Annotated in this window: 20 protein-coding genes; 11 read left to right on the forward strand and 9 right to left on the reverse strand. The window is 45.9% G+C overall.

Features of this window, described 5'->3' with window-relative positions:
* Positions 1–3 precede the first annotated feature (3 nt).
* Together dnaK and grpE are read right to left on the reverse strand one after the other, a co-directional pair.
* The gene (gene dnaK, locus AC3A14_RS03175) at positions 4–1,965 is read right to left on the reverse strand and encodes a molecular chaperone DnaK (protein ID WP_318731577.1); all 1,962 of its coding nucleotides are present in this window, start codon (positions 1,963–1,965) and stop codon (positions 4–6) included.
* 135 nt (positions 1,966–2,100) lie between these two features.
* Complete coding sequence (gene grpE / locus AC3A14_RS03180; RefSeq protein ID WP_318731578.1) at positions 2,101–2,910, reverse strand: nucleotide exchange factor GrpE; 810 nt, start codon at positions 2,908–2,910, stop codon at positions 2,101–2,103.
* A gap of 326 nt (positions 2,911–3,236) precedes the next feature.
* On the opposite strand from grpE, the gene AC3A14_RS03185 reads away from it, so the two are divergent.
* The 4 genes from AC3A14_RS03185 to AC3A14_RS03200 all read left to right on the forward strand — a co-directional run bounded on the left by AC3A14_RS03185 (position 3,237) and on the right by AC3A14_RS03200 (position 8,388).
* The gene (locus tag AC3A14_RS03185) at positions 3,237–5,264 is read left to right on the forward strand and encodes a GspE/PulE family protein (RefSeq protein ID WP_318731579.1); all 2,028 of its coding nucleotides are present in this window, start codon (positions 3,237–3,239) and stop codon (positions 5,262–5,264) included.
* A gap of 70 nt (positions 5,265–5,334) precedes the next feature.
* Positions 5,335–6,414: a type IV pilus twitching motility protein PilT gene (locus AC3A14_RS03190; protein WP_318698164.1), complete on the forward strand. Its 1,080-nt coding sequence runs from the start codon at positions 5,335–5,337 to the stop codon at positions 6,412–6,414.
* A 53-nt stretch (positions 6,415–6,467) separates the two neighbouring features.
* Positions 6,468–7,712, forward strand: a complete 1,245-nt coding sequence (locus AC3A14_RS03195) for a type II secretion system F family protein (RefSeq protein ID WP_318698165.1) — start codon at positions 6,468–6,470, stop codon at positions 7,710–7,712.
* 82 nt (positions 7,713–7,794) lie between these two features.
* On the forward strand, positions 7,795–8,388 hold the full coding sequence (locus AC3A14_RS03200) for a hypothetical protein (protein ID WP_318731580.1): 594 nt from the start codon (positions 7,795–7,797) through the stop codon (positions 8,386–8,388).
* Positions 8,389–8,409: 21 nt separating this feature from the next.
* On the opposite strand, the gene AC3A14_RS03205 is transcribed toward AC3A14_RS03200, so the two are convergent.
* Positions 8,410–8,874: a nucleoside 2-deoxyribosyltransferase gene (locus AC3A14_RS03205; RefSeq protein ID WP_318731581.1), complete on the reverse strand. Its 465-nt coding sequence runs from the start codon at positions 8,872–8,874 to the stop codon at positions 8,410–8,412.
* A gap of 297 nt (positions 8,875–9,171) precedes the next feature.
* Between AC3A14_RS03205 and AC3A14_RS03210 the strand changes: the two genes are divergently transcribed.
* Together AC3A14_RS03210 and AC3A14_RS03215 are read left to right on the forward strand one after the other, a co-directional pair.
* A complete protein-coding gene (locus AC3A14_RS03210) occupies positions 9,172–10,581 on the forward strand; it encodes a reverse transcriptase family protein (RefSeq protein WP_318731582.1) in 1,410 nt (469 codons plus the stop codon).
* Between the two features lie 75 nt (positions 10,582–10,656).
* Complete coding sequence (locus AC3A14_RS03215; protein WP_318731583.1) at positions 10,657–10,824, forward strand: PCP reductase family protein; 168 nt, start codon at positions 10,657–10,659, stop codon at positions 10,822–10,824.
* Here the strand turns inward: AC3A14_RS03215 and AC3A14_RS03220 are convergent.
* Positions 10,818–11,735, reverse strand: coding sequence for a DMT family transporter (locus tag AC3A14_RS03220; RefSeq protein ID WP_318731584.1), 918 nt, complete (start codon positions 11,733–11,735; stop codon positions 10,818–10,820). The two genes, AC3A14_RS03215 and AC3A14_RS03220, sit on opposite strands and share 7 nt — an antisense overlap.
* On the reverse strand, positions 11,732–12,877 hold the full coding sequence (locus AC3A14_RS03225) for a response regulator (protein ID WP_318723134.1): 1,146 nt from the start codon (positions 12,875–12,877) through the stop codon (positions 11,732–11,734). Before AC3A14_RS03225 ends, AC3A14_RS03220 begins: the two co-directional genes overlap by 4 nt.
* A 218-nt stretch (positions 12,878–13,095) precedes the next feature.
* Here AC3A14_RS03225 and AC3A14_RS03230 point away from each other — a divergent pair, with 218 nt between their 5' ends.
* Positions 13,096–13,971 carry a tetratricopeptide repeat protein gene (locus AC3A14_RS03230; RefSeq protein ID WP_318731586.1) on the forward strand — a complete coding sequence of 292 codons (876 nt, stop codon included), beginning with the start codon at positions 13,096–13,098 and terminating at the stop codon, positions 13,969–13,971.
* 13 nt (positions 13,972–13,984) lie between these two features.
* Here AC3A14_RS03230 and AC3A14_RS03235 read toward each other — a convergent pair whose 3' ends face one another.
* The gene (locus tag AC3A14_RS03235; RefSeq protein WP_318731587.1) at positions 13,985–15,190 is read right to left on the reverse strand and encodes a glycoside hydrolase family 10-like protein; all 1,206 of its coding nucleotides are present in this window, start codon (positions 15,188–15,190) and stop codon (positions 13,985–13,987) included.
* A gap of 35 nt (positions 15,191–15,225) precedes the next feature.
* Positions 15,226–15,624 carry a response regulator gene (locus AC3A14_RS03240; RefSeq protein ID WP_487778907.1) on the reverse strand — a complete coding sequence of 133 codons (399 nt, stop codon included), beginning with the start codon at positions 15,622–15,624 and terminating at the stop codon, positions 15,226–15,228.
* A 434-nt stretch (positions 15,625–16,058) separates the two neighbouring features.
* Here AC3A14_RS03240 and AC3A14_RS03245 point away from each other — a divergent pair, with 434 nt between their 5' ends.
* A complete protein-coding gene (locus tag AC3A14_RS03245; RefSeq protein ID WP_318731588.1) occupies positions 16,059–18,614 on the forward strand; it encodes a DNA gyrase/topoisomerase IV subunit A in 2,556 nt (851 codons plus the stop codon).
* Between the two features lie 5 nt (positions 18,615–18,619).
* Here the strand turns inward: AC3A14_RS03245 and AC3A14_RS03250 are convergent, their stop codons facing one another.
* The gene (locus AC3A14_RS03250; protein WP_318731589.1) at positions 18,620–19,609 is read right to left on the reverse strand and encodes an ATP-grasp domain-containing protein; all 990 of its coding nucleotides are present in this window, start codon (positions 19,607–19,609) and stop codon (positions 18,620–18,622) included.
* 70 nt (positions 19,610–19,679) lie between these two features.
* Between AC3A14_RS03250 and AC3A14_RS03255 the strand changes: the two genes are divergently transcribed.
* From AC3A14_RS03255 to AC3A14_RS03265, 3 genes are all read left to right on the forward strand, one after another.
* Positions 19,680–20,648: an RpnC/YadD family protein gene (locus tag AC3A14_RS03255; protein WP_318731590.1), complete on the forward strand. Its 969-nt coding sequence runs from the start codon at positions 19,680–19,682 to the stop codon at positions 20,646–20,648.
* Positions 20,649–20,671: 23 nt separating this feature from the next.
* Positions 20,672–21,937 (forward strand): ABC transporter ATP-binding protein, encoded by a 1,266-nt coding sequence (locus tag AC3A14_RS03260; RefSeq protein ID WP_318731591.1) that lies wholly within the window; start codon positions 20,672–20,674, stop codon positions 21,935–21,937.
* Between the two features lie 88 nt (positions 21,938–22,025).
* Entirely contained in the window at positions 22,026–22,187 is a 162-nt protein-coding gene (locus AC3A14_RS03265) for a chlorophyll a/b-binding protein (protein ID WP_318698177.1), read from the forward strand.
* Positions 22,188–22,350: 163 nt separating this feature from the next.
* On the opposite strand, the gene rpoD is transcribed toward AC3A14_RS03265, so the two are convergent.
* Positions 22,351–23,472, reverse strand: a complete 1,122-nt coding sequence (rpoD, locus tag AC3A14_RS03270; RefSeq protein ID WP_271940737.1) for an RNA polymerase sigma factor RpoD — start codon at positions 23,470–23,472, stop codon at positions 22,351–22,353.
* Positions 23,473–23,551 lie beyond the last annotated feature (79 nt).

Consider the following 23,551-nt stretch of genomic DNA (forward strand, 5'->3'; position numbering starts at 1 on the left):
GCTTTACTCAATTTCTTCATAATCGGCCGAAACGGTTTCGTCTTCCTCATCAAAGCTAAAATCGTCTTCTTCTTGCTCCGATTCTACCGGACTTTCCATGGTTTCTGCTGCCGAATCAATCACTGTTTCCCCTTGGGTGAAGTCCTCAACAGCACCTGAACCTGCATATACGGATGAGCCAATAGTAAACAGGATTTGTTGTAGGGCATTCATTTGCTCTTTAACTGCTTCCACTGAGCTATCTGGAGCTTCTAAACTCGCCCGCAGTTGCTCAATCCGGCCTTGAGCTTCCACTTGCAGATCTTCAGGAATTACGTCTCTATTTTGTTCTAAGGTGGAATAGTAACTCTGGAATAAACCCTCAGCTTGGTTTTTGAGTTCGGCTAATTGGCGGCGCACCCGGTCAGATTCGGAATAGACTTCCGCTTCCATGCGCATTTTTTCTATTTCGGTCTGACTTAAACCACCCGTATTAGTAATTTCGATACTTTGTTCCCGTCCAGTTCCTTTGTCTCTTGCTGATACTTTGAGGATACCATTGGCATCAATTTCAAAGGAGACTTCAATTTGAGGTACACCTCGCGGTGCGGGAGGAATACCTGTCAGTTGGAATTTCCCCAGGCTTTTATTATCAGTGACCATTGCTCGTTCCCCTTGTAGCACATGGATTTCTACTGAGGTTTGGCCATCGGTGGCGGTAGAGAAAATTTGGGTTTTACTGGTGGGAATGGTGGTATTGCGTTCAATAATTTTGGTGAATACTTCACCCAGGGTTTCAATGCCTAGAGATAGGGGCGTAACATCTAGGAGCAGGAGGTCTTTAATTTCTCCTCCCATGACTCCGCCTTGGATGGCAGCACCCAGAGCTACGGCTTCATCGGGGTTAACGGAGCGGTCTGGTTTTTTGCCACCAAAGTATTGGCAAAGGGCTTCTTGAACGGCAGGGATGCGAGTGGAACCGCCGACTAAGATGATGCGATCGATATCTTCTTTGGTTTTATCGCCATCTTTAAGGGCTTGCTCTACTGGTTCTAAGGTTCCCCGAATCATGTCTTGGGCTAACTCTTCAAATTTAGAGCGGGTTAACTCCATTTCTAGATGTTTGGGGCCAGTTTCATCAGCAGTGATAAAAGGCAAGTTGATGGAGGTTGCCGTCATATTTGAGAGTTCGATTTTGGCTTTTTCAGCGGCTTCTCGCAACCGTTGGAGGGCCATTTTATCTACCGATAGATCGATCCCTTCTTGGTCTTTGAATTCTTCGATCATCCAGGTGACGATGCAGTTATCGAAGTCGTCGCCGCCTAAATGGTTATTTCCAGAGGTGGCGACGACTTCAAAGATTCCATCACCGAGTTGGAGAATGGAGACATCGAAGGTTCCGCCACCGAGATCAAAGACAAGGATAAGTTGTTCTTGGTCTTGTTTGTCAAGACCGTAGGAGAGGGCAGCAGCGGTGGGTTCATTGATAATGCGTTGGACTTCTAAACCCGCGATGTTCCCTGCGTCTTTGGTGGCTTGCCGTTGCGCATCGGTAAAGTAGGCTGGAACGGTAATTACGGCTTCGGTAACGGGTTCTCCCAGGTAGTTTTCCGCGTCCTGTTTGAGTTTTTGTAGGATCATGGCGGAAATTTCTTGGGGGGTGTAGTTACGCCCTCGCACTTGCACATCGACCGTGCTATCCCGACCTTGGATACATTTGTAGGGGACACGGGAGCGTTCCATTTCGGTGTCGTCCCAGCGCCTACCGATAAACCGTTTGATGCTATAGATACTGTTTTCGGCGTTGGTGACAGCTTGGCGTTTGGCCAGTTGACCGATCAGGCGATCGCCAGCTTTGCCAAAGCCGACCATACTGGGGGTAGTTCTGCCCCCTTCTGCATTGGAGATCACAACAGGTTGACCTCCCTCTAATACCGATACACAACTATTGGTTGTGCCTAAATCAATCCCAATAACTTTTCCCATGTTCAGCTGCCTTGAAATTAAGAATGGAAATAATTGGTGATTGGTTAGGGATCGCGCAATCAAGTTTGATTTTGACTTGAAGTCGATCTGATTTCCCCTTCCTTTACCAATTACTGTTAATTTTAGATTGCCCTTTTAGCTCTCACTCTCTTCAGCTTCCGGTTCGTTCGTTGGTTCGGTTGCTTCCTCGACGGGGGGTTCGGGTTCATCTTCTGGCGCAGCCGCTACCTTAACCATGGCATGGCGTAATACTCGGTCATTGAGGAGATAGCCTCGCATCAATTCTTCAGTCACTGTGCCTTCAGCATATTCTGAGGTTGCCTCTCTCATCACTGCTTCATGGAGATTGGGGTCAAATTCTTTACCTTCTGCTCGCATGGGAGAAACGCCGATGCGTTTGAGACAGTCTACTAATTGTTTGTAGACACTTTGATAACTTTTGTGGATCGTCATTTCCCCATCATTTTGGGGTTTAATTTGCGATCGCGCCCGCTCAAAGTTGTCCACTACTGGTAGCAATTCTTGTAGGGTCTTACACTTGGTCTGATCTTCTAATTCCCCCTTTTCTTTTTGTGTCCGTTTGCGGAAGTTATCAAAGTCAGCTCCTAAACGTTGGTATTGAGCTTTAACTTCCTCGTAACTCTGTTTTATACTGTCTAATTCCAATTCCTTACTGGCTAGGACTTCGGCTAGCAAGGCTGCTTGTGCAACATCCGCTTGATGGGCTGCTGGATCGGTTGTCTCTGAGGAGGTTTCTGAAGATGGATCTATTCCTTCAGAAGCACTATCTTCCTGAACTTGAGCCGGTTCTGCTCCATTGTCCACTTCCGGACTAGGGGTTTCTGGCTCTTGTGCAGAAACACTAGCTGGATTTTCTGCCTGATTCAAGAGGTCTTCGGGGTTGGGATTCTGAGAAGTTTCTACTGGCTTGGACTCATCGATCATTGGGGTTAACCTAATCTGACTCGCTACATCATGCAATCATCACTCCGGGAAAGATGCTGAATCTTCATCAATCGCCGTAGCTCTAGTTTTTTAGCTTATCCTGTCTTTTGACGGTTTGACGGGACGATGGAAGAAATATTTGGCTTAAGTTTTGTTCCAGAAGCGGATCTCAAGCTGGTCGTTTCCTTTCACCATTGGGTAACATGCATAATAGTAGCATGGAAGGATTAGCTGCAAGCACCCTCTATGCTATTCCTCAGAAATCCGTAGTTTCTTGATGAGGCTATCTTAAATTAATTCATATTTAGAGGAGATCTCCACCCCCCATGACCAAATCCCCCATCTCGTCGCGCCGACAGCAATCTAAAGCCTTAATTGCTGTTGCGAATAATCTCTCTCCCTTTGGCAATAAACTGGTACAGTCTGGCTTTATTGAGAAGCAGGACATGGAAAAGGCTCTGGTGGAAAGCCGGAAAAGTAAGCGATCGCTGACCGATCTAGTAGAACAACTCACGGGTAAGCAACTTTCCCCAGATCTAATTCGTCAGTACAAAAAGCAACAGCTTTTTGAACTTAAAATTCTATACGGTGTTGATTCCCTCGATCCGGAAATTAATGAAATTGATACGAATCAGGTCAATGAACTCATTGATACCTTAATTCCATTAGATCTGTGTCGCCGTTATCAATTAGTTCCCCTCTCTAAAAATAATGCTAATCCGCCTGCCGTATTGGTGGCTTTAGTCGATCCAGATAACTTAGCCGCTCAGGATGACCTGAATCGAGTGTTGCGTCCCCAAGGACTCACCATGAATCGCATGGTGATTACCCCAGAAGATTTTCAAGCGATTATCTCCAAGTATCTAGACGAACAAGTTAAAAAAGCACCCGATCCCAAAAAAGTAGATTCTAAACAGTTAGAAATTGATATTAGTCAATTTGGGGATGGCGATCTCGAAGAAGGAGAAGATGATGAAGTCTCTGATGCTGACCTGAATAAAGCACTCGGAGATGCCGAAAGTGCCCCCGTGATTAAGGCGGTTAACCAGATTCTGGCGAAAGCTCTATCGGATGGAGTCTCCGATATTCATGTAGAACCCCAAGAGGAAAATCTGCGGGTTCGCTTTCGTAAGGATGGGGTCTTGCAACAGCCCTTTCCTCCCTTTCCGAAAAAGATTGTCCCAGCTATTACATCCCGATTCAAAATTATTGCCGATCTCGATATTGCTGAACGACGTAAACCCCAAGATGGTCGGATTCGGCGGATTTTCCAAGGTCGTAAAGTAGACTTTCGGGTGAATACCCTGCCAGCCCGTTATGGTGAAAAAATTGTACTGCGGATCTTGGATAACTCCTCGACGCAGTTGGGTTTGGATAAATTAATTACCAGTCCAGAAACCTTGGAAATGGTGCGTGATATGGCTTCTCGCCCCTTTGGACTTATTTTGGTGACTGGGCCGACAGGGTCGGGTAAATCAACGACGTTGTATTCGATTTTAGCTGAACGCAACGATCCCGGAATTAATATTTCCACGGCTGAAGACCCGATTGAATATGCCCTGCCAGGAATTAACCAGGTACAGGTGATTCGAGAAAAGAACATGGACTTTTCCGCCATTCTGCGAGCGTTCTTGCGGCAAGATCCGGATGTGATTCTGGTGGGGGAAACGCGGGATAAGGAAACGGCAAAAACAGCAATTGAAGCCGCTCTGACCGGACACTTGGTATTGACGACCTTGCATACCAATGATGCATCCGGTGCGATCGCCCGTTTAGATGAAATGGGTGTAGAACCGTTTATGGTCTCTGGGGCACTCCTAGGAGTCGTTGCCCAACGGCTGATGCGACGAGTCTGTAGTGAATGTCGCATTCCCTATACCCCAAGTCCAGAGGAACTCTCTCGCTTTGGTCTATCAGCAGCTAAAGAAGGAAATTTAACCCTCTACAAAGCCAATACCATCGCTCCCGATGAACGGGCGGCCTTGAAAGAGCAAGGAGAACTTTGTCCTAAATGTAACGGTGTCGGCTATAAAGGGCGTTGTGGGGTTTATGAACTCCTGCGGGTGACTGAAAATCTACAAGTGCTGATTAACCAAGGCGCACCCACTGAACGCATTAAAGAAGCAGCCGTAGAAGAAGGCATGGTTACCCTGTTAGCCTACAGCTTAAACCTGGTGCGGGAAGGATCGACTACTCTGGAAGAAGTAGAGCGGGTAACCTTTACCGATAGTGGTTTAGAGGCAGAACTCAAGGCCAAACGAAAAGCGGGGCTAACCTGTCGAGTCTGTGGAGCTGGACTTCAACAAGAATGGATCGACTGCCCCTATTGTATGACCCCGCGTTTTAGTGATTAATCTTACCCTTTTCTAGCCAGAGAACTCTGGCTTGATGTTAACTATTACCAAAGATTGAGGAAAAAAACTGATGAGTTATATGATTGAAGATGTGATGGAATCCTTGGTTGAACAAGGAGGATCGGATATGCACATTCAAGCGGGTGCGCCGATCTATTTTCGCATTAGTGGTAAATTAACTCCCCAGCCTCAGTTTGGGGAAATGCTTGATGGGCCAGACTGTCAGCGGTTGATCTTTTCGATGCTCAACAATAACCAGCGTAAAGATTTAGAACAAACCTGGGAGTTAGACTGTGCCTATGGGGTCAAAGGACTCTCTCGGTTCCGGGTGAATGTGTATCGCGAACGGGGCTGTTATGCGGCTTGTTTGCGGGCATTAGCGTCCAAAATTCCTAATTTTGAGAAGTTGGGTGTTCCGGAAATCATGCGGGAAATGTCAGAACGACCTCGGGGTATGGTTTTGGTGACGGGACAAACTGGATCGGGTAAAACAACAACCATGGCGGCGATTTTGGACTTGATTAATCGCACCCGTGCTGAACATATTCTGACGGTAGAAGATCCGATTGAGTATGTCTTTCCTAACATTAAAAGTTTGTTTCACCAACGGCAACGGGGAGAAGATACGAAGAGTTTCTCCAACGCACTCAAAGCTGCTTTGCGGGAAGATCCAGATATCATTCTGGTGGGAGAAATGCGGGACTTAGAAACCATTGGTCTAGCGGTATCGGCAGCAGAAACGGGTCACTTGGTCTTTGGAACTATGCACACGAATAATGCGGCAGGTACGATTGACCGGCTATTAGATGTGTTCCCTCCGATTCAACAGCCCCAAATTCGGGCCCAAATGTCAGGATCTATGGTGGGAGTTTGTTCCCAAAATTTAGTGCAGAAAGTTGGTGGTGGACGCTGTGCGGCTCAGGAGATTATGGTGAATACCCCGGCTATTGCCAACTTGATTCGGGAAGGAAAAACAACTCAAATTTACTCAGCGATTCAAACGGGTGGGAAAATGGGGATGCAAACCATGGAGATGGCTTTGGCAAAACTGGTTAATGATGGCAAAGTCTCCTACGAAGATGCGATCGGTAAATGTAATAAAGTCGATGAGTTGATGCGTTTGGTTCAACCGGCCAAACAAAAACTCTAATCTTGCTTCTAACCTCAATGTGCCCACCCCAATGATTTCAAGAATAATGAACCATGCCTGAATTTGTTGCTGATGTTCGAGACTCGATGGGAAATGCCAAGCGAGAAACTGTTAAAGCAGCCTCACTTGGTGCAGCTCGTGCTGAATTACTCAGTCGAGGTTTAGAGGTCGGCGAAGTCAAAAAAGCCCCACTGTTTGGAATTGACTTTGCTAACCTTGACATGGATGAGTTAAACGAAAACTTTGCTGCGGCGACGGCTAGTGTCACCGTAAAAGATAAAGCCATCTTTTCCAGGCAGTTTTCCGCGATGGTCAATGCTGGCGTGGGAATGGTGCGCTGTCTAGGTGTTTTAACCGAACAATGTGAAAACCCTAAACTCAAAAGGGCATTGAAACAAATTTCAGCGGAAGTGCAAGAGGGGTCAAGTTTATCTGAGTCTATGGGTAAACACCCTGATTGCTATGATGACCTCTATGTAGCGATGGTCTCTGCTGGAGAAGTTGGGGGGGTACTTGATGATGTACTCAACCGTCTAGCCAAGTTACTGGAAGATTCGGCTCGGCTGCAAAACCAAATTAAATCAGCCATGTCTTATCCAACAACTGTAGGAACTCTGGCTGTGATTATTTTCGTTGCCTTAACGGTATTTTTGATTCCTACATTTGCCAATATCTTTGCCGATATTGGGGTAGAGTTACCGGCATTTACACAGATGATGCTCCACATTAGTGCTTTTCTAACTTCCCCGGCAAAGTCAGTGACCCTATTAGTAATCTTAATTGTCCTCAAGGTTGTTTACGATAACTGGTACAAAACCCCTCAAGGCAAAAAAATCATGGATAAGCAGTTCCTGAAAGTGCCTTTATTTGGGGATTTGATTAAGAAAACGGCAACGGCTCGGTTTTGCCGGACTTTCGGAACTCTATCCCGTGCAGGGGTTCCCATCTTAACCTCTTTAGAAATTGTTCGCGATACTTCTGGAAATCAGACCATTGCTGATGCCGTGGAAGCGTCCCGCCAAGAAATCCAAGGTGGGGGGATGATTAGCACGGCTCTTGATCGGTACAAAGTATTTCCTGCTCTAGCAATTCAAATGATTAGTATTGGAGAAGAAACGGGACAAATTGACCAAATGCTGATGAAAGTCGCTGACTTCTATGAGGACGAGGTTGAGCAAGCGGTCAAAGGGTTAACCAGTATGCTTGAACCCGTGATGATTGTAGTGATTGGGGGGATGGTAGGTTCGATTTTGCTGGCGATGTACCTACCCATGTTTAAGGTGTTTGAAACCTTGTAATGTCTGGAATGATAACGGGGAAGGCGATCTACATGATGGGTTAATTCCCTGTTGTTTGTTATACTCAATATGATTGAAGACGATGCCAATTAAAAAATCCCATTATGAAGCCCTATTAGCAGAATACAGTAATCTCAAGTCGGCGATCGCCTTGTTGCGTCAGTATCGCCCCTATGTGGAATTTCTGCCGAGTCTCCGACGACCAGAAGAGAGCTTAATTTCTATCCCCTTTCCTATTGTGGATTTAAAACCGAGAAAAATTATCTCTCAAGGGATTCATCAGCCTCCAATTGGATTAACACGGCTGCCCTGCGATCTGGGTTTCTTAATGTGCGATCCAGAGTGGAAAATTAAGACTGGCGTGGAAATTTTTGTCTTTATTCATCGGCCAGGTGAAGATTTTTCCGATCTCTTGGGAAGATGGCGACAAACTCAAGTTTGGTTAGATGGAGATTATCAGTGGGTTATGCCTCTGAATTCTTCTCATATTATTAGTGAAGGTGCGGACAAGATTTTGCCTATTTTTCTCCTATTTCTAGAAACACCTGAACTAATTAAACGAGGGTTGAAAGGTGCTGGACTCCCGTTTTTAGTCCAAAATCCTTCCCTCTTGCTTGAAGAAGATTCAATCGATCTTCAACTTGAAAATTTAGATGCACAATCTTATGATATTTAAGCCCGGATTTGTTCAGCCGAATTATTCGATAATTTTGAGTAAAATAGGAACATAATCTTCTCCTGGAGAAATTAGAGTAATGTTAGGGGGGATTTGAGTGGGTAGATTCCGTTGAGCTAGGAGTACATGATTGCAACTTTGAAGTAACATTAAATTAAGTCCCCAGTCATCTCCAGTTCCTCTGAAATCTGTTCGTAAACCTACAATGGGTAATTTCTTAGCGTAGGCGAATCCAACTTCAAAGCAAGTCCCAGAATCTGCGTCTGCACCATCTAAAATTACTAATACTAGATGGGAATGATTCAGTCCATACAAACACCACTTAAATATCTCTTCAGTTTGAGTCAAGCCTTTGGTTTCTTCTTGGGGTAAGAAGACAGTATGTCCTGCTGATTTTAATCGTTGGGCTAATTTAGCGTTGAATTCTTGCTCTGCTTCTGTAAATAATGGGGCAGCAATGTAAATCCAAGAGGGTCGATCAAGCATGAAATGTGAAAAAATATTCAGTTAGGGTAGTTTATCATTGATTCAGGAAATTGGATATCAGTCTCTGCCACTTTTCAAAGTCCTATAAAGTAGGAAGTTTAACCCGATTTCAAAGAAGATTCGAGACTTAAAAACTTTATGTTCATGAGTAGACAATGACTTGATGATGGGTTTGACTCGGGATGAAAAGGAGGCTAGCATTGAATTGATTTCTTTATATCTTTGAGAATAGATTACAACATTTTATCTTCTTTTTTTCGATATTAAGCTAACTTTCAACACTTCTGGCTCATCACCATGTCCGATCAACCTCGTACCCGCCAAGAACTCTACGATCGCATTCGCAAAATGGGTCGTGAAGCCTTCATCCTCGAAGAAATGATTCGCTATGGATTTTGGCCCGAACAGGGAGAACTTCCTCAAGATCCAGCCGATGAAATTCGCCGTCGTTCAGAACTGTATCAGCAACTGAGTGAGCTACGACAGAAAAACCGTCAACTGCAAGATGAACAAGCCATCCGTCGGCAATTGCGAAAACAACGGTTAGCAGAATCTCGCCGGAAACGGGAAGAAACGAAACAAAGACGGGAAGAGGAAAGACAAGCAAGGGCACAAGCTTGGCAAGAGCGTCAACAACAGGAGATTGTTTATTTAGGGGAAGAGGTTTCTGGGGGTTTAGGAGAGCAGCAAAGCAACCTCTCAGAACTCGATCGGCATGGACTGCCTCAACTGGCAACAGCCGCCGATATTGCCCAAGAAATGGGGATTACGTTGGGCGAGCTAAGATTTTTGGCCTTTGACCGGAAAACGGCAACTGTATCCCATTATATCCGCTTCAAAATGCCTAAAAAGACGGGGGGTGAACGCTTGATTTCTGTGCCCATGCCCCGATTAAAACGGGCGCAATACTGGATTTTGAGTCAGATTTTAGAGAAGATTCCGGTTCATGAGGCGGCCCATGGCTTTTGCCGCGATCGCTCCATCATTACGAATGCAACCCCCCATGTGAGAGCAGAAGTGGTGATTAATTTAGACCTTAAAGACTTTTTCCCCTCTATTTCGTATCGCCGGGTGAAAGGTTTATTTCGCTCCTTGGGCTATTCGGAAGCGGTGGCAACCATTTTAGCTCTCATCTGTACTGCTCCAGACGTGGAAGAAGTTAGCTTAGATGGCCAAACTTATTATATTGCCCTCAATCAACGACATCTTCCCCAAGGCTCTCCAGCGAGTCCTGCTATTTCTAATCTCATTTGTCGTCGTTTAGATCAGCGCTTAACCCAGATGGTGGATGAATTGGGCTTTACCTATACCCGCTATGCCGACGATCTCACCTTTTCGGCTTCTGGTGATGTCCTCAGAAATATCTGTAGGATTTTGCGCCGTACAGAATCAATTATTGATTACGAAAGTTTTACCCTCCATCCGGAGAAAACACGGATTTTGCGCCGTAAATCTTGCCAACTGGATGTTACGGGAATTGTGGTCAACGAAGGGTTAAATATAGACCGCAAAACCCTGAGAAAATTTCGCGCTACCCTACACCAAATTGAAACTCAGGGGTTAGAAGGCAAACATTGGGGACATTCTGGAAATGTGTTGGCTTCAATTCAAGGATTTGCCAATTTTGTGACCATGGTGAATCCAGAGAAGGGCGCTCAATTTCAAGAGCAAGTGAGTCGCATTCGTCAAAAGTATGGACGAAAGTAGGGGCTTGCATATTTTTGCTCCTACAGGGGTGAAACAGCTTAAAATAGAGGAGACTGATGGCAGAGGTAGAGCAAAATGTATGAATTAGAGTGGACGGCTGAGGCTGAGGTTAAACTGAAAAATATTCCTTATTTTGTGCGATCGCAAGCCAGAGGCCGCATTGAACAACTTGCCCGCGAGTCCGACTCGGAGATCGTTACCGCTGATTTAGTCGAACAAGCTCGTCTTGAGTTTGGTCAATAATTTTGGCTCCTTTTCCCTTCTCCCCAAATGGCTAAGGCAACACCGAATAGCAAAATCACGGCTCCCCCAAACACGAATGGGGTGGGCACTTCGGCAAATATAAAATAACCGAGCGAAGTTGCCCCTATGGGTTCACAGAGAATAGCCAGAGCAACGGTGGTTGGTGAAATCCAACGAACAGACCAATTCAAGGAGGTATGACCCATGAGTTGGGGAAGGGTCGCCATCAGAGCAATATAGAGATACACATCAATAGGATAACCGGCATAAGGAGCGCCCAAGAGTAAGGGAATCGGGAGTAGACATAGGGCGGCGAGGGTATAAACAGTCGCGATATAATGACCTAAACCTAATCCTTCCTGTTGGGCTTGTTGTCCGAGAATTAGATAAAAACTGGCGGACCAAGCTCCCATTAAGGCTAAAGCATTACCCAGCAGAGACAGGGAGCCAGTTGGGGTAGTGCTTTCTCCTCCAAACGCAATCAGCATTCCCCCAGTTAAGGCAATGATGATGCCCACAATTGTGAGTTGAGTGGGTCGTTTGCCTTGCCAAACCCAGAGAATTAAGGCAACCCAAATGGGGTTGGTGGTGACTAAGGTGGTAGAAGCTGCAATTGAGGTATAGGATAAAGACGCGATCCATAGGGAAAAGTGGATGGCCAAACAAAATCCAGCGGCGATCGCCCATTGCCAAGCTTGTCGTGAAGCTTTATTATGCTGAACACCTTTCCACAGGGGAAGACAAAGAACTGAAGCTATTGCCAAGCGTAAAGCAGCCAGCACCAAACTAAATCCAGCTCCTGCCATTCCCGCAGACTCAAGACACAAGCGGATAAAGACGGCCGAAGTGGCGATCGTTAAAATGCCAAACCCCAAAACCAATCCCACCCACCACTTCGCCGGTTTATTCATGATTCAGTTACGGGGGAAATGGGGTTAATATGTTTTTCGATTAACTTGAGCAGTTGCTCCGGTTTAGCGGGTTTTGTCAAAAAATCCGTTGCCCCTGCCAACTTCGCCTTAGTGCGATCGATGATATGATCCCGACTGGTCAGAATAATAATGGGAGTATCACTAAACAAGGACGTTTGCCGCAAAAAACTGCACAAATTATAGCCGGTTACTGTCGGCATCACTACATCCAATAAAATCAGATCCGGTTTGTGTTTGGCCAATTGGGCAATGCCAGAAATGGGGTCATGGATTTTGAGTAATTGATACCCGGCAGGAATCAAAATATGGCCTAAAGCATGGCCAACTAAGGGACTATCATCAATACAAGCAACTAGGGGGCCAGAAATTGGGGTATCGGATTCCCCATTGAGGGTTTGATCCATCCTAGGGGTTGTCCAAGAAACGGGTGGATTCAGATCGGGTAAGGATTGAAACTCAATAATCCCTTGTTTCCAAAAATGACGGATACTGCGAGATAAGGTATAGAGGGATTGCTTCATTTCCAAGGCAATATCCCAAATGGGATTTTCCCCATTGAATAGCTCAATTAACTTGGTTGAGGTTTCAGCGTTGACTCGTTTAGGAAGTTCCCGTTTTAACATGGGAGCTAAATCGGGAGACAGAGACGTTAATTCCATATTCTGCCATTGCTTCGATAAGCTTTGAGTTCTTTGAATTAAGGGCGGAATTTTTAAAGCTAGGGACGATCGCGGAGTCGCTGTATTGCCCGATAACCGTTGGCTGGGTTTCCAACGACTGGAAACGTCATTAGAGGGTTGGTTGAGTAGGGTAAATAAAATTTCAATGGCACTATAGGCAATCACAGATTGAGCTTGATTGAGGTTGATTTGGTGTTGCTGTAGAGCATAGCGCAGCAGATAATACTCCCACATGCCTGTGGGCTTTTTGAGTTCGATCTCGCTCCAATCAACGGAAAACAGCTTAATATACCGATACCATCGGCGGCTGCGATGCATTCCCCCGGTAGCATAGAGTAGATGACCTAGATAAAAAAATAAGTGCCAAGTTTGATCTTGAGCGGTAACAATTAACTCACCAGTGGCTTGTTGGTGGTAGATTTGCCGGAGATAACGCTCCATGAAAGGGCACCCATTGCGATCGGAACTGAGCAGATTGGCTGAGAAAGACATCCAAGAGCAACTCAATCCTAGAAGAAATAAATTTGTTTTTATTCTAGATGGGTTCACAAATGCTCGTAAAGAGCAATAGAGATCTCAACTGGAAGTTGGGCAAACCCTCAATCTTAGTTAAAATTGTAAAGAGTGGTCTGTGAGTTATGTTGTCTGAGGCTTGTGTTGTGCCAAAACCTATTTATTATGCTTTGTTGGTGTGCTTGTGGAGTGGGTGGGGTGGTCTGCAACCAGCCTGGGGTCAGGCGATCGTTCCCCATACTTTACAGTTAGAGCGGGAAGAGTTGGAGGAAGAGGGGATTAAGTTAGCTCGACAAGCGGAACAACTGGCCCAGTTCCAACAATATGAACCTGCTCTTCCTCGCGCTCAGTTGGCCGTTCAGCTTTTACCGGAGGATATCCGGGCTTGGTTTTTGCTCGGTCGTTTGTATTTGCAAACGGATGATGTAGGGCGGGGGATTGAGACTTTAGAGAAGGCCCGATCGCTCGAACCGAAGAATGAGTTAGTTTTGTTTACGTTAGGTTCGGCCCATTTCCAAAATGAGGACTACCAAAGGGCGGCCGATTATCTCAAAGAAGGGTTGAGGATTAAACCCGATCAACTGGCGGCCCTGTTTGATTTGGGGAATGCTTACTATAAGCTCAATCGCTGGAGTGATGCGATCGCCCAATATGAAAAGGCAATTCGCCAAGATGAGGAGTTTTGGCCAGGGATTAATAATATTGGCTTGATTGAGTATGAACAGGGGCAGGTCGATCGGGCGATCGCCTCCTGGCGTAAAGCGGTGAGCATTGAACCGGATGCGGCTGAACCCCAGTTAGCTTTGGCCGTTGCTTTGTATATGAATGGCGATCGCGAACAAGGACTGAGAATGGGAGCCGCCGCTCTTGAACTTGACCCAGCTTATGCGGATCTGGAGTTTCTGGAAGCTAATCTTTGGGGAGATCGTCTCTTAGCCGATACGAAAACCTTTTTGGAAACTCCGAGAATCCAGGAAACCCTTGCACAACTATCTGAGGCGGAATTTCACCAGCAACGTTAGTAACAAGTATTAATTACTGCCAGCAGTGCAAAATGCTGGGACGCGCAGCCGGCTGGGGAAAGATGCTTTTCCAGTCGGTTTGTCGATTTTGGGAAGATTCCTGACTCAAATTCCAGAGCGTTTCATAGAAAAAGAAGGAGACCCCAGCAAATTTTCCGTTTCTGACTTCAGCCACCTGTTCCTGAACTTGGCTCATGGGAACTGAGCGATTTTTCAGTCCTGTTAACACCCCAATTCCTACGGGAATATGAGCTAAGGCAACTTGTACTTCTGGTCGCTTCAGCTCGGCTTGAAATCGTTCTAGGTCATCTCGATAGATTTGAATCAATAATTCTTCGACAAACCCTTGTCTCTCCCAGCTAAACCAATCTTGAAGATAGCGACTATAGGCAAAATGCTGGGGATTCGGAGATAGGGAAACAATGGCATCGGGGCGTTTACTTTTAACAGCCGCAAAAATCCGTTCCATTACTATGGTGATGCGATCGGCCCTCCAGCGTATCCAGGCTTCATCTTCTGGATTCTCTGGCGGCAGTTGGCCGTTATGCTCCGATTGATAAACTTGCCGAGTATAGGCATCATAGCCCAACTCTACGGGCAAACCAAAATGATCGTCTAACTGAATCCCATCAATATCGTAGTGGGTCACCAATTCAGTCACTAAATCTACCATCAACTGCTGGACTTGGGGATGAACGGGATTTAACCATACCCGTGGATGAATTCCTTGCATCACCACTTGGGAACCATCTGCACGGTTGGTAATCCAATCCGGGTGACGCTTGACTAACTCAGATTCGGCTGGAGCCATAAAGCCAAATTCCAACCACGGTAGCACACTCATGCCCCGTTGATGGCTCTGCTCGATAACTTCGGCGAGCATATCCCTCTTCTGTAAGCCGGGGATCTTGAGGACCGAACGGCCGGTTACCTCCTTTCCGACTACACTCGGATAGAGGGTATACCCATCATTCCAAACCGTCGGATAAATCGTATTAAAATGGAGCCGATCGAGTTGTTCTAGAGCATCCGTGAGGCGATCTCTCGAAAACAGAACCTCACTATCGACATTAGTTAACCACACCCCACGCAATTCTGTTGCGGGTACAGGGGGGGTCTGCCCAGTCACTGGAAACACGCCCCAAAAGCAGACTAAAGTCCAACCGACTAGCCAACTCAGGATGATTTTAGTCTTTCTTTGATCGAGCCAAGAGAACACTTAAACTCCCTCCCAAAGCCATGAATACCAGGGTCTCAATCCTCGGGCAGTAAAGATTTAATTTTATCCACAAACTCCTGATGATCGATCACGGGTTTGGAGATATAGGCATCTGCTCCACTTTGCTGGAGGAAGTTCTCGCGATCGCCCTGCATCGCATGGGCTGTCACGAGAATAATCGGAATTGCTGATGTATTCATGTCTGCTTTAATCATTTGGGTAATCTTAATACCATCCACTGATTTACCCTGATACACACTATTGGATAAGGACACATCCATCAGAATAATATCTGCTGCTTTTTGGCTGACAATCTCCATCACCTCATCGACATTTTCGGTATGCTTAACATTTAGTCCACCACGTTTGGTGAGGATTTTAGAGAAAACCCGTGCATTAATGGGATCGTCTTCTACGATTAGAACAGTTTTCATAATAGGTTCTCTTAGTTTTCAACTCCAGGATAGATAAAGGCTCAGATTCCCAGTTGCCATATGCTTGGCTAAATACTACTGTCTAGATACACCTATATGAGTGTATGAGACAAGCCCTACTCTTGCATAGATAGAGAGGAATGAGGAATAGATTGAGCGACCCATCTCCCCCTAATTGCTGTGTTCTACTTTTACCGAGCTGATGCCAATGATGCTCACCTGCACTATCTCATGTAGATTCATTCTGCCTCACATCCGTTACTTTTGGTATTTAGGTTTTCTCTCTTATTTTACAAGAGAAAGACGACAAACCCGAATTGATGGGGCGATCGCTTGCCATTTTTTGCCCATCTACCCTCCGTCAGGTGTACCCTAGAAACCTACAGTTATAGAGCATTCTTACCCCTGAGTTCACCCTTACCTTCATTCAACCCATGGCTAAACAACTTCGACTTTTCCAGAGCGAACAAATTATTCCGACTGCCTTACATACCGAGATGGAGAGGTCTTATCTTGAATATGCCATGAGTGTCATTGTTGGCCGTGCCCTCCCAGATGTCCGAGATGGCTTAAAACCAGTTCATCGGCGTATTTTATACGCCATGCATGAATTGGGATTAACCCCGGATCGCCCCTATCGTAAATGCGCGCGGGTGGTGGGAGATGTATTGGGTAAATATCATCCCCATGGAGATCAGGCAGTCTATGATGCTCTGGTGCGGATGGTACAAGATTTTTCCTGTCGCTATCCGTTATTGGCAGGTCATGGGAATTTTGGCTCGGTGGATAACGATCCGCCGGCAGCTATGCGCTATACGGAAACGCGCCTCTCTCCGATTAGTCATGAGAGTCTATTAGCGGAAATTAGCGAGTCTACGGTAGATTTTATTCCTAATTTCGATAACTCTCAAGCGGAACCGGTAGTGCTACCGGCGCAATTGCCGATTTTACTGCTCAATGGCTGTTCGGGGATTGCGGTAGGGATGGCGACGAATATTCCTCCCCATAATTTGGGGGAAATAGTCGATGGGTTAATTGCTTTAATTGATAATCCAGAACTGTCGGATGAGAAGTTAATGCAGAAGATTCCTGCACCGGATTTTCCTACGGGTGGGGTGATTGTGGATCGAGAGGGAATTGAGAGTGCTTATCGGATGGGAAAAGGTAGTATTCCTATGCGCGGGGTGGCAACGATTGAGAAAATTCAACCGGGGAAACGCAAGCGTATCCGCGATTGTATTATCGTGACGGAGTTGCCTTATCAGGTGAATAAGGCGGGATGGATTGAGAAAGTGGCCGATCTGGTCAATCATGGGAAGTTAGAGGGCATTTCGGATATTCGCGATGAGAGCGATCGCACCGGAATGCGGGTAGTATTGGAGTTGAAAACGGATGCCCAACCCAGTAAAGTCTTAGCCCATCTGTATCATCAAACCCCTTTACAAACTAATTTTGGGGCAATTTTCTTGGCTCTGGTGGATGGGACTCCCCAGCAGTTGAGTTTGCGTGAAGTGCTGCAAGAATTCCTGAGTTTTCGGGAACAAACTTTAACTCGGCAATATACCCATGAGTTGGAACAAACGCGCAAACGCTGCCATATTCTGGAAGGATTGTTATTAGCTTTAACGAATTTAGATCGGGCGATCGCTATTCTCAGAAATGCAGCCGATGGTACAACGGCTAAAGCCCAACTTCAAGAACAGTTAGACCTACAACCGGCTCAAGCCGATGCTTTGTTAGCGATGCCGATGCGTCGGTTGACGGGGTTAGAGCAACAAAATTTACAAACTGAGTTCGACCAACTGACTCAACGAATTCAAGAATTGGAGCAATTACTCAATCAGCGATCGGAATTGCTGAAGTCGTTGAAAAAAGAACTTCGGAGCCTTAAGCGTCGCTATGATAATCCCCGACGCACGCGCATTCAAATCGCTAAGGAAACTGCCTCTGAACCTAAGCAGCGGGGGAGTTCGAGAAGTCAGTCCGAGGAATCTGGAGGATCGTCTAGGCGATCGAAAAGTGCCCAGAAGGCTAAATCTTCGGCTATCGAGCAACAGGCGATCGAGGAGTTATCGTTATCTCTGGAAACCAGTTATCTAGAGATTAGCTATGGGGGATATATTCGTCGAGTCCCTGAGCTGAGTCCAGATGGGGGTGAGGGGATGAGTTCGATGTTAAGTTCCTATCAAGCAAGAGCGGATGCCGATTTATTGCTGTTAACGGTTGACGGCAAAGGCTATGGGGTGAAGGTGGGTCAGGTTCCGACTAGTAGTAAGTCTCAAGGTATTCCCCTCAATAGTTTAGTGCCCCATAGTGGCACGGGACAACCACCAGATGTGGTGGCTCAGTTTGTGTTAACGGAGTATGGGGACGATCTCGATTTAGTATTAGTAACGGAGGAGGGACGGATTAAACGTTTGCCTTTGGCTGAGTTTGCCAATCTGCGAGCTAGTGGGTTAACGGCGCTGAAGTTGAAGGAGGGCGATCGCCTCAACTATGCATATTTATCAGATCCGGGGTCACAATTATTGTTGGCAACATCGGGGGGGCGGATCTTGCGCCTAGATATGAATTCGGAACAAGTCCCTGTTTTAGGACGCACGGCTCAGGGTTACCAAGCCCTAAGATTGCGAAAACAGGAGAAATTGGTGGGTTGTGTGGTAGCGCATCCCCAGGATCAAATCCTGTTGGTTTCCGAGATGGGATTCGGGAAACGGGTTCGAGTGGAGGTCATTCGCCAAGGAAATCGTGGGGATATTGGCACTCAGGCTCTACAATTTAGTCAGCGTAGCGACCGCATGGTAGGCATGGTATTAGCACCTTCGGGTGGAACAGTACAAGTTGTCAGTAGCAGTCAACGGTTTTGGCGCTTAGAGGTAGATAAGGTGCAAGAGATGGGTAAGGATGGAACCGGCGATCGGCTGTTGAAACTTCAGTCCCAGGAAAGGCTCAAGACAATTGACCTCTTACAATACGTTTTACAAGACTAACAAAGTCAGTAACTGGGAGGGAAGATTGCCGCGATAATAGCCGCTAATCTCTGAGGTGTCCATCCGACGAGATCGGAGACTTGTCCATCACCGAGTTCTACCACGCGATCTCGTCCATCTCTGTGTTGAACGACATCAATAGTGAAGAAGGGACTATTAATGCGATCGGCAACTTGATGAACAATTTTGGGGATACGATGTTCGGGTTCATGAGCATAAGGTATGCCTTGAACCACAAAATATCGAGTTTCTGAATCAGGTACAAACTCTTCAACTTCTCGCACGCAGAATCCGCCTTCGATCCCTTGTCTAAACTTAATCATATTCGCAATAAGCTGCGGTACATCATCGGTAGACTCGAGTAAAGACCCTGATGCTATCTTGAGCGATTTCACATAATCTTTAATAAAGTAAGATGGCCAATTTAAGGTCTCAAGTTCCGTTTTCAAATCAGCATCAGGAGGAAAAATTAAAGTTTTTGGCGTAAACTCTGAAATCAGAGGATACCAATTGGGCAAATGGTGACATTGAAGATAGGTTTTAGGATTCGTCAACATTGTTGCTTTATGAGCAGAGATCCCATTAGACAGAGTTGTATACTCATCATGGGTCATCATCCACCCCCGATAAAGAATAGTTTCATTTTCAGAGATTGCAGGAAAGACCTGATACTTTCCTTGATGAAGGGATTCTAGAGAAACGAAGGAAATTTGGTATCCCATCTCCTTCAATACTGCTATGCTATCGATAAAAGTACTATCAGGTTTCTTGGGTTTTATCGCATCACTAGGAAATAGAAATCGCATGATGGAAGGATTCATAAAATGTAGGGTAACGTCAGTTTTGGTTAAGCGATCGTTAGACTCAAGTTGTCCTGTCAGGGGAGTAATAACACTAATCTTGATAGTTTCTTTATTGACTCTATCTGAAATCTGGCTACTACAAGCAGCTAACATCAGCCCGATTAGGGAGGCTATCAACTTAAAGCGGGACATGCTAGTTGAGATGAGGGGTTAGGTCTTGCTAAAGTCATATAATAGAGCATCAATCCTACCCAACCGTTCTGTGACGCGCCAACCCCACGATCAATTTGCCAAGCAATATCTCAAAGAACTCCTCGAACCTTTGGGAACTGTTAACATTGGCCAGGAAATTCCAGGGGAAACCCTACAAGTCGATCTGATTTTCGATCCCTATCCAGAGCCTCCAACTAATCCACCAGCCTTGGGTTTACTCTCTCAACTCGTTTCTACTCCCTGCTTATTAGAACCCTATCGCAATTGCCCCACTAACCCAGAAATTCGCAACTGTATCCTCAAGCTTTTTTATGTTCATGCCGAGTTACAACGTCAAGCCAAGCGGGGAGATAACCCCCTCAACGAACAACAACTGCCCCGATTATGGATTTTAACTCCTACTGCATCAGAGAGACTCTTGGAAGAGTTGGGTGCGGGTCAAGATTCCGAATATGAGTACACAGGAGTGTATCGACTAGCACAGATTAATCAAACCGGGATTATTGCCATCAACCAACTACCAGAAATCCCAGAAACCCTATGGTTGAGAATGCTGGGGAAAGGGAGAACTCAGAAAAGAGCCATTGAGCAAGTGCTAGAGTTACCCAGAGAAGATCCTCAACGGCGAAATATTCTACAGCTAGTGGGGATGTGGCGGATTAATGTTGCTAGTAAAATAGAGCTAGAACCAGAAGAGAGGGAATTGATTATGGAGTTATCATCAGCATATCTACAGTGGAGAGAAGACACCCTGCAACAAGGCATTCAACAAGGACTTGAGCAGGGGGTTCAACAAGGCATTCAACAAGGACTTGAGCAGGGGGTTCAACAAGGACAACGCTTGCTCATTGAAGCTTTGCTGAGGACTCGGTTTGGTGAGTTAGATGAAGCGCTCTTGGGTATCATTGACTCTTTACTGGAATTATCTCCAGATGAGTTTATGCCTTTGTGTTTAAATGCTTCTGGTGAGGAATTATTGGAGCGATTTGGCAATGTGACTGATACTGAGAATGCATGAGAATTTTTTAAATAGTGGTCATTGTGGCAAAGGTAGTTTTAGAGAATCTTTATAAGAGTTTTGTCGCTTCGGAGAGTCCAACTCAGGGGCAGTCGGTTGCTGAATCTGGAGATGAGGTGAATGTTCGTAAACCCAAGTCTCCGGTTCTGCGAAATATTAATTTGACGGTGGAGGATGGGGAGTTTTTGGTGCTGGTGGGGCCATCTGGATGTGGTAAGAGTACCCTATTGCGGATTATTTCGGGTTTGGAGAGTTTGACGGGGGGACAGGTTTGGATTGGCGATCGCCAAGTCAATACCTTACCCCCGAAAGCTCGCAATACCGCCATGGTGTTCCAAAATTATGCCCTTTATCCCCATATGACGGTTTATGAGAACATCGCCTTTGGCTTGAGGCGGGGGAATTCGGAGCAATCCGTAGAACAATGGATGAAACGAGGGGGAGTGGCGCTGACGCGATCGCTTCCTCCCGGTTTCCGCTATGTGTCCCTAGAGGAGCGTCAGATTAAAGCGCAGGTGCAACAAGTAGCGCGGTTATTGGAAATTGAAACTCTATTGGAGCGCTTACCGAAGCAGTTATCTGGGGGACAGAAGCAAAGAGTAGCTTTGGGACGGGCGATCGCCAGAAATCCCCAAGTTTTCCTCATGGATGAACCCTTATCCAATTTAGATGCTCAGTTACGAACACAAACGCGATCGCAGATTGTGGAATTACAGCGACAGGTGGGAGTAACAACGATTTATGTAACTCACGATCAAGTAGAAGCAATGACGATGGGCGATCGCATCGCAGTCATGAATCAAGGAGAACTGCAACAGGTCGCTCAACCCTTAGAACTCTATCATCGTCCCGCCAATCAGTTTGTCGCCCAATTTATTGGTTCTCCACCCATGAATTTTATACCCGTCAAGCTGTCTGCCCCCCTTCTATTACAGCATCCTCAATTTCACTTTACCTTACCAGAAAGGTGGCAATACCCCTTACAGAAATTAGGGGAGTCTTCCCTAATTTTAGGCATTCGCCCAGAACACCTTCAGGAAAGCGCTCCCGCACCTAAAAATTTACCGATTCAGGTGAAAGCAGTGGAGCAACTCGGTCATGAAACCTTACTTTCGGGAAGTCTCCCAGAAGAAACTAAAATTCTTAATCTAAGATTGTCTCAACCGCGCTCTATCAAGATCGGGGAAACCCTCTGGTTTTCTATGATTCCTGAACAAATTCACCTATTTTCTCTCCAGGCGGGATTAGCTATTTTCCCTATTGAGGATCAAAACCATAAGAACTTCTGAATCCTCATCAAAAGTACAGCCAACTCTTTCTCATTTTGTTAATATTTATTTACACCAACAATTTGAGCGTCAATGAGGACTTCAACCTATGGAAAATCGCGAAACTTTACCCAACCGTAATGCTTGGAAGGTCGGCTTCACCCCCCAAGCAGAAATCTGGAATGGCCGTTTAGCCATGCTTGGCTTTGTAGTTGCCCTAGGAATTCAATTGGTCTCTAGTGATGGAGTGCTGGGGATTTTGGGGTTATAGCTCTACACGCTAAGGAATAGGGAATAAGCAATAGATTTATAGATTTATAGAGGCTAGGTTCGATCGCTTGAGGTTCGCCCTAACCCCCTTAGCAGTCGCTATATAACAAAAAGACGGCAGGTTAAGACTTGCCGTCTTTCAGAGTAAATAGCGAGGCTAGGAGCTAGCCGATATATTCCCGTAAAATACTATTGCGGTTGGGATGACGCAATTTACGCAAGGCTTTCGCCTCAATTTGCCGTATCCGCTCCCGTGTCACATTAAAGATTTGTCCAATTTCCTCAAGGGTTTTCATGCGTCCATCATCTAAGCCATAGCGCAGACGCAAGACATCCCGTTCGCGAGGACTAAGGGTTCCCAAAACTCCTTCTAGATCTTCGCGCAGCAAACTCTTAGAAACTTCGTCTTCTGGGGTTTCGCCATCAGATTCGATGAAATCACCTAGTCGAGAGTCTTCCTCTTTACCAATAGGAGTTTCTAGAGAGATGGGCAATTGGGCAGATTTGGCAATGAACCGCAGTTTTTCGATGGTCATTTCCATTCGTTCTGCAATTTCTTCCTCGGTGGGTTTGCGCCCCATTTCTTGGGAGAGGAGTTTAGTCGTCTTTTTAATCCGAGAAATGGTTTCGTAGAGGTGAACCGGAAGGCGAATTGTACGAGATTGATCGGCGATCGCCCGCGTAATTGCTTGACGAATCCACCAAGTGGCATAAGTCGAGAACTTATATCCTTTCTCATGGTCGAATTTTTCGGCAGCCCGGATTAAGCCTAAGCTCCCTTCCTGAATCAAATCTTGGAAGGATAAGCCCCGATTCATATATTTTTTGGCGATCGAAACCACCAGACGCAAGTTGGACTGTACCATCTTGTCTTTAGCTCGTCTTCCCAGATGCAAACGATAGCGAAACTGGGGCAAAGGCATTCCCACCGATTCCGCCCATTCTGCATCGCTGGGTTCTCGTTCTAGCCCATCTTCTAAATCGTCTCTCAGACGCTCTAATTCTAATAAATCAGCAATTTTACGGGCTAGTTCAATTTCTTCATCAGCCCTTAACAATCGAATCCGACCAATTTCTTGTAAATACAGACGAATAGAGTCTTCTGTATAATGCTTTTTCTTGACTTGGGTCTTTCGACGTATCGAGCGAACTTTGCCAGACTTACCGTCTTCCTCATCCGGAGTAGTATCTAGATAATCTTCTAGTTCATCCTCCTCTATTGCATACAGTTCCTCTTCTAGTTCGGGGGGTTCGAGGGTTGGGAGTAGGTTTTTAGCCTGGGTCATGCCGCGTTCCTCATGCTCCTTATAAATATCTTAAGAAATGAAATTGAGAAATTGTGTTGGTGAGTTTTTGTTCACCCTT

It is taken from the genome of Roseofilum sp., assembly GCF_982964205.1.

What these genes read in the sequence shown, in the direction of transcription:
- dnaK (WP_318731577.1), bottom strand. Translation starts at nt 1,965, where the DNA reads ATGGGAAAAGTTATTGGGATTGATTTAGGCACAACCAATAGTTGTGTA.
- grpE (WP_318731578.1), bottom strand. Translation starts at nt 2,910, where the DNA reads ATGATCGATGAGTCCAAGCCAGTAGAAACTTCTCAGAATCCCAACCCC.
- AC3A14_RS03185 (WP_318731579.1), top strand. Translation starts at nt 3,237, where the DNA reads ATGACCAAATCCCCCATCTCGTCGCGCCGACAGCAATCTAAAGCCTTA.
- AC3A14_RS03190 (WP_318698164.1), top strand. Translation starts at nt 5,335, where the DNA reads ATGAGTTATATGATTGAAGATGTGATGGAATCCTTGGTTGAACAAGGA.
- AC3A14_RS03195 (WP_318698165.1), top strand. Translation starts at nt 6,468, where the DNA reads ATGCCTGAATTTGTTGCTGATGTTCGAGACTCGATGGGAAATGCCAAG.
- AC3A14_RS03200 (WP_318731580.1), top strand. Translation starts at nt 7,795, where the DNA reads ATGCCAATTAAAAAATCCCATTATGAAGCCCTATTAGCAGAATACAGT.
- AC3A14_RS03205 (WP_318731581.1), bottom strand. Translation starts at nt 8,874, where the DNA reads ATGCTTGATCGACCCTCTTGGATTTACATTGCTGCCCCATTATTTACA.
- AC3A14_RS03210 (WP_318731582.1), top strand. Translation starts at nt 9,172, where the DNA reads ATGTCCGATCAACCTCGTACCCGCCAAGAACTCTACGATCGCATTCGC.
- AC3A14_RS03215 (WP_318731583.1), top strand. Translation starts at nt 10,657, where the DNA reads ATGTATGAATTAGAGTGGACGGCTGAGGCTGAGGTTAAACTGAAAAAT.
- AC3A14_RS03220 (WP_318731584.1), bottom strand. Translation starts at nt 11,735, where the DNA reads ATGAATAAACCGGCGAAGTGGTGGGTGGGATTGGTTTTGGGGTTTGGC.
- AC3A14_RS03225 (WP_318723134.1), bottom strand. Translation starts at nt 12,877, where the DNA reads ATGGAGCGTTATCTCCGGCAAATCTACCACCAACAAGCCACTGGTGAG.
- AC3A14_RS03240 (WP_487778907.1), bottom strand. Translation starts at nt 15,624, where the DNA reads ATGAAAACTGTTCTAATCGTAGAAGACGATCCCATTAATGCACGGGTT.
- AC3A14_RS03245 (WP_318731588.1), top strand. Translation starts at nt 16,059, where the DNA reads ATGGCTAAACAACTTCGACTTTTCCAGAGCGAACAAATTATTCCGACT.
- AC3A14_RS03250 (WP_318731589.1), bottom strand. Translation starts at nt 19,609, where the DNA reads ATGTCCCGCTTTAAGTTGATAGCCTCCCTAATCGGGCTGATGTTAGCT.
- AC3A14_RS03265 (WP_318698177.1), top strand. Translation starts at nt 22,026, where the DNA reads ATGGAAAATCGCGAAACTTTACCCAACCGTAATGCTTGGAAGGTCGGC.
- rpoD (WP_271940737.1), bottom strand. Translation starts at nt 23,472, where the DNA reads ATGACCCAGGCTAAAAACCTACTCCCAACCCTCGAACCCCCCGAACTA.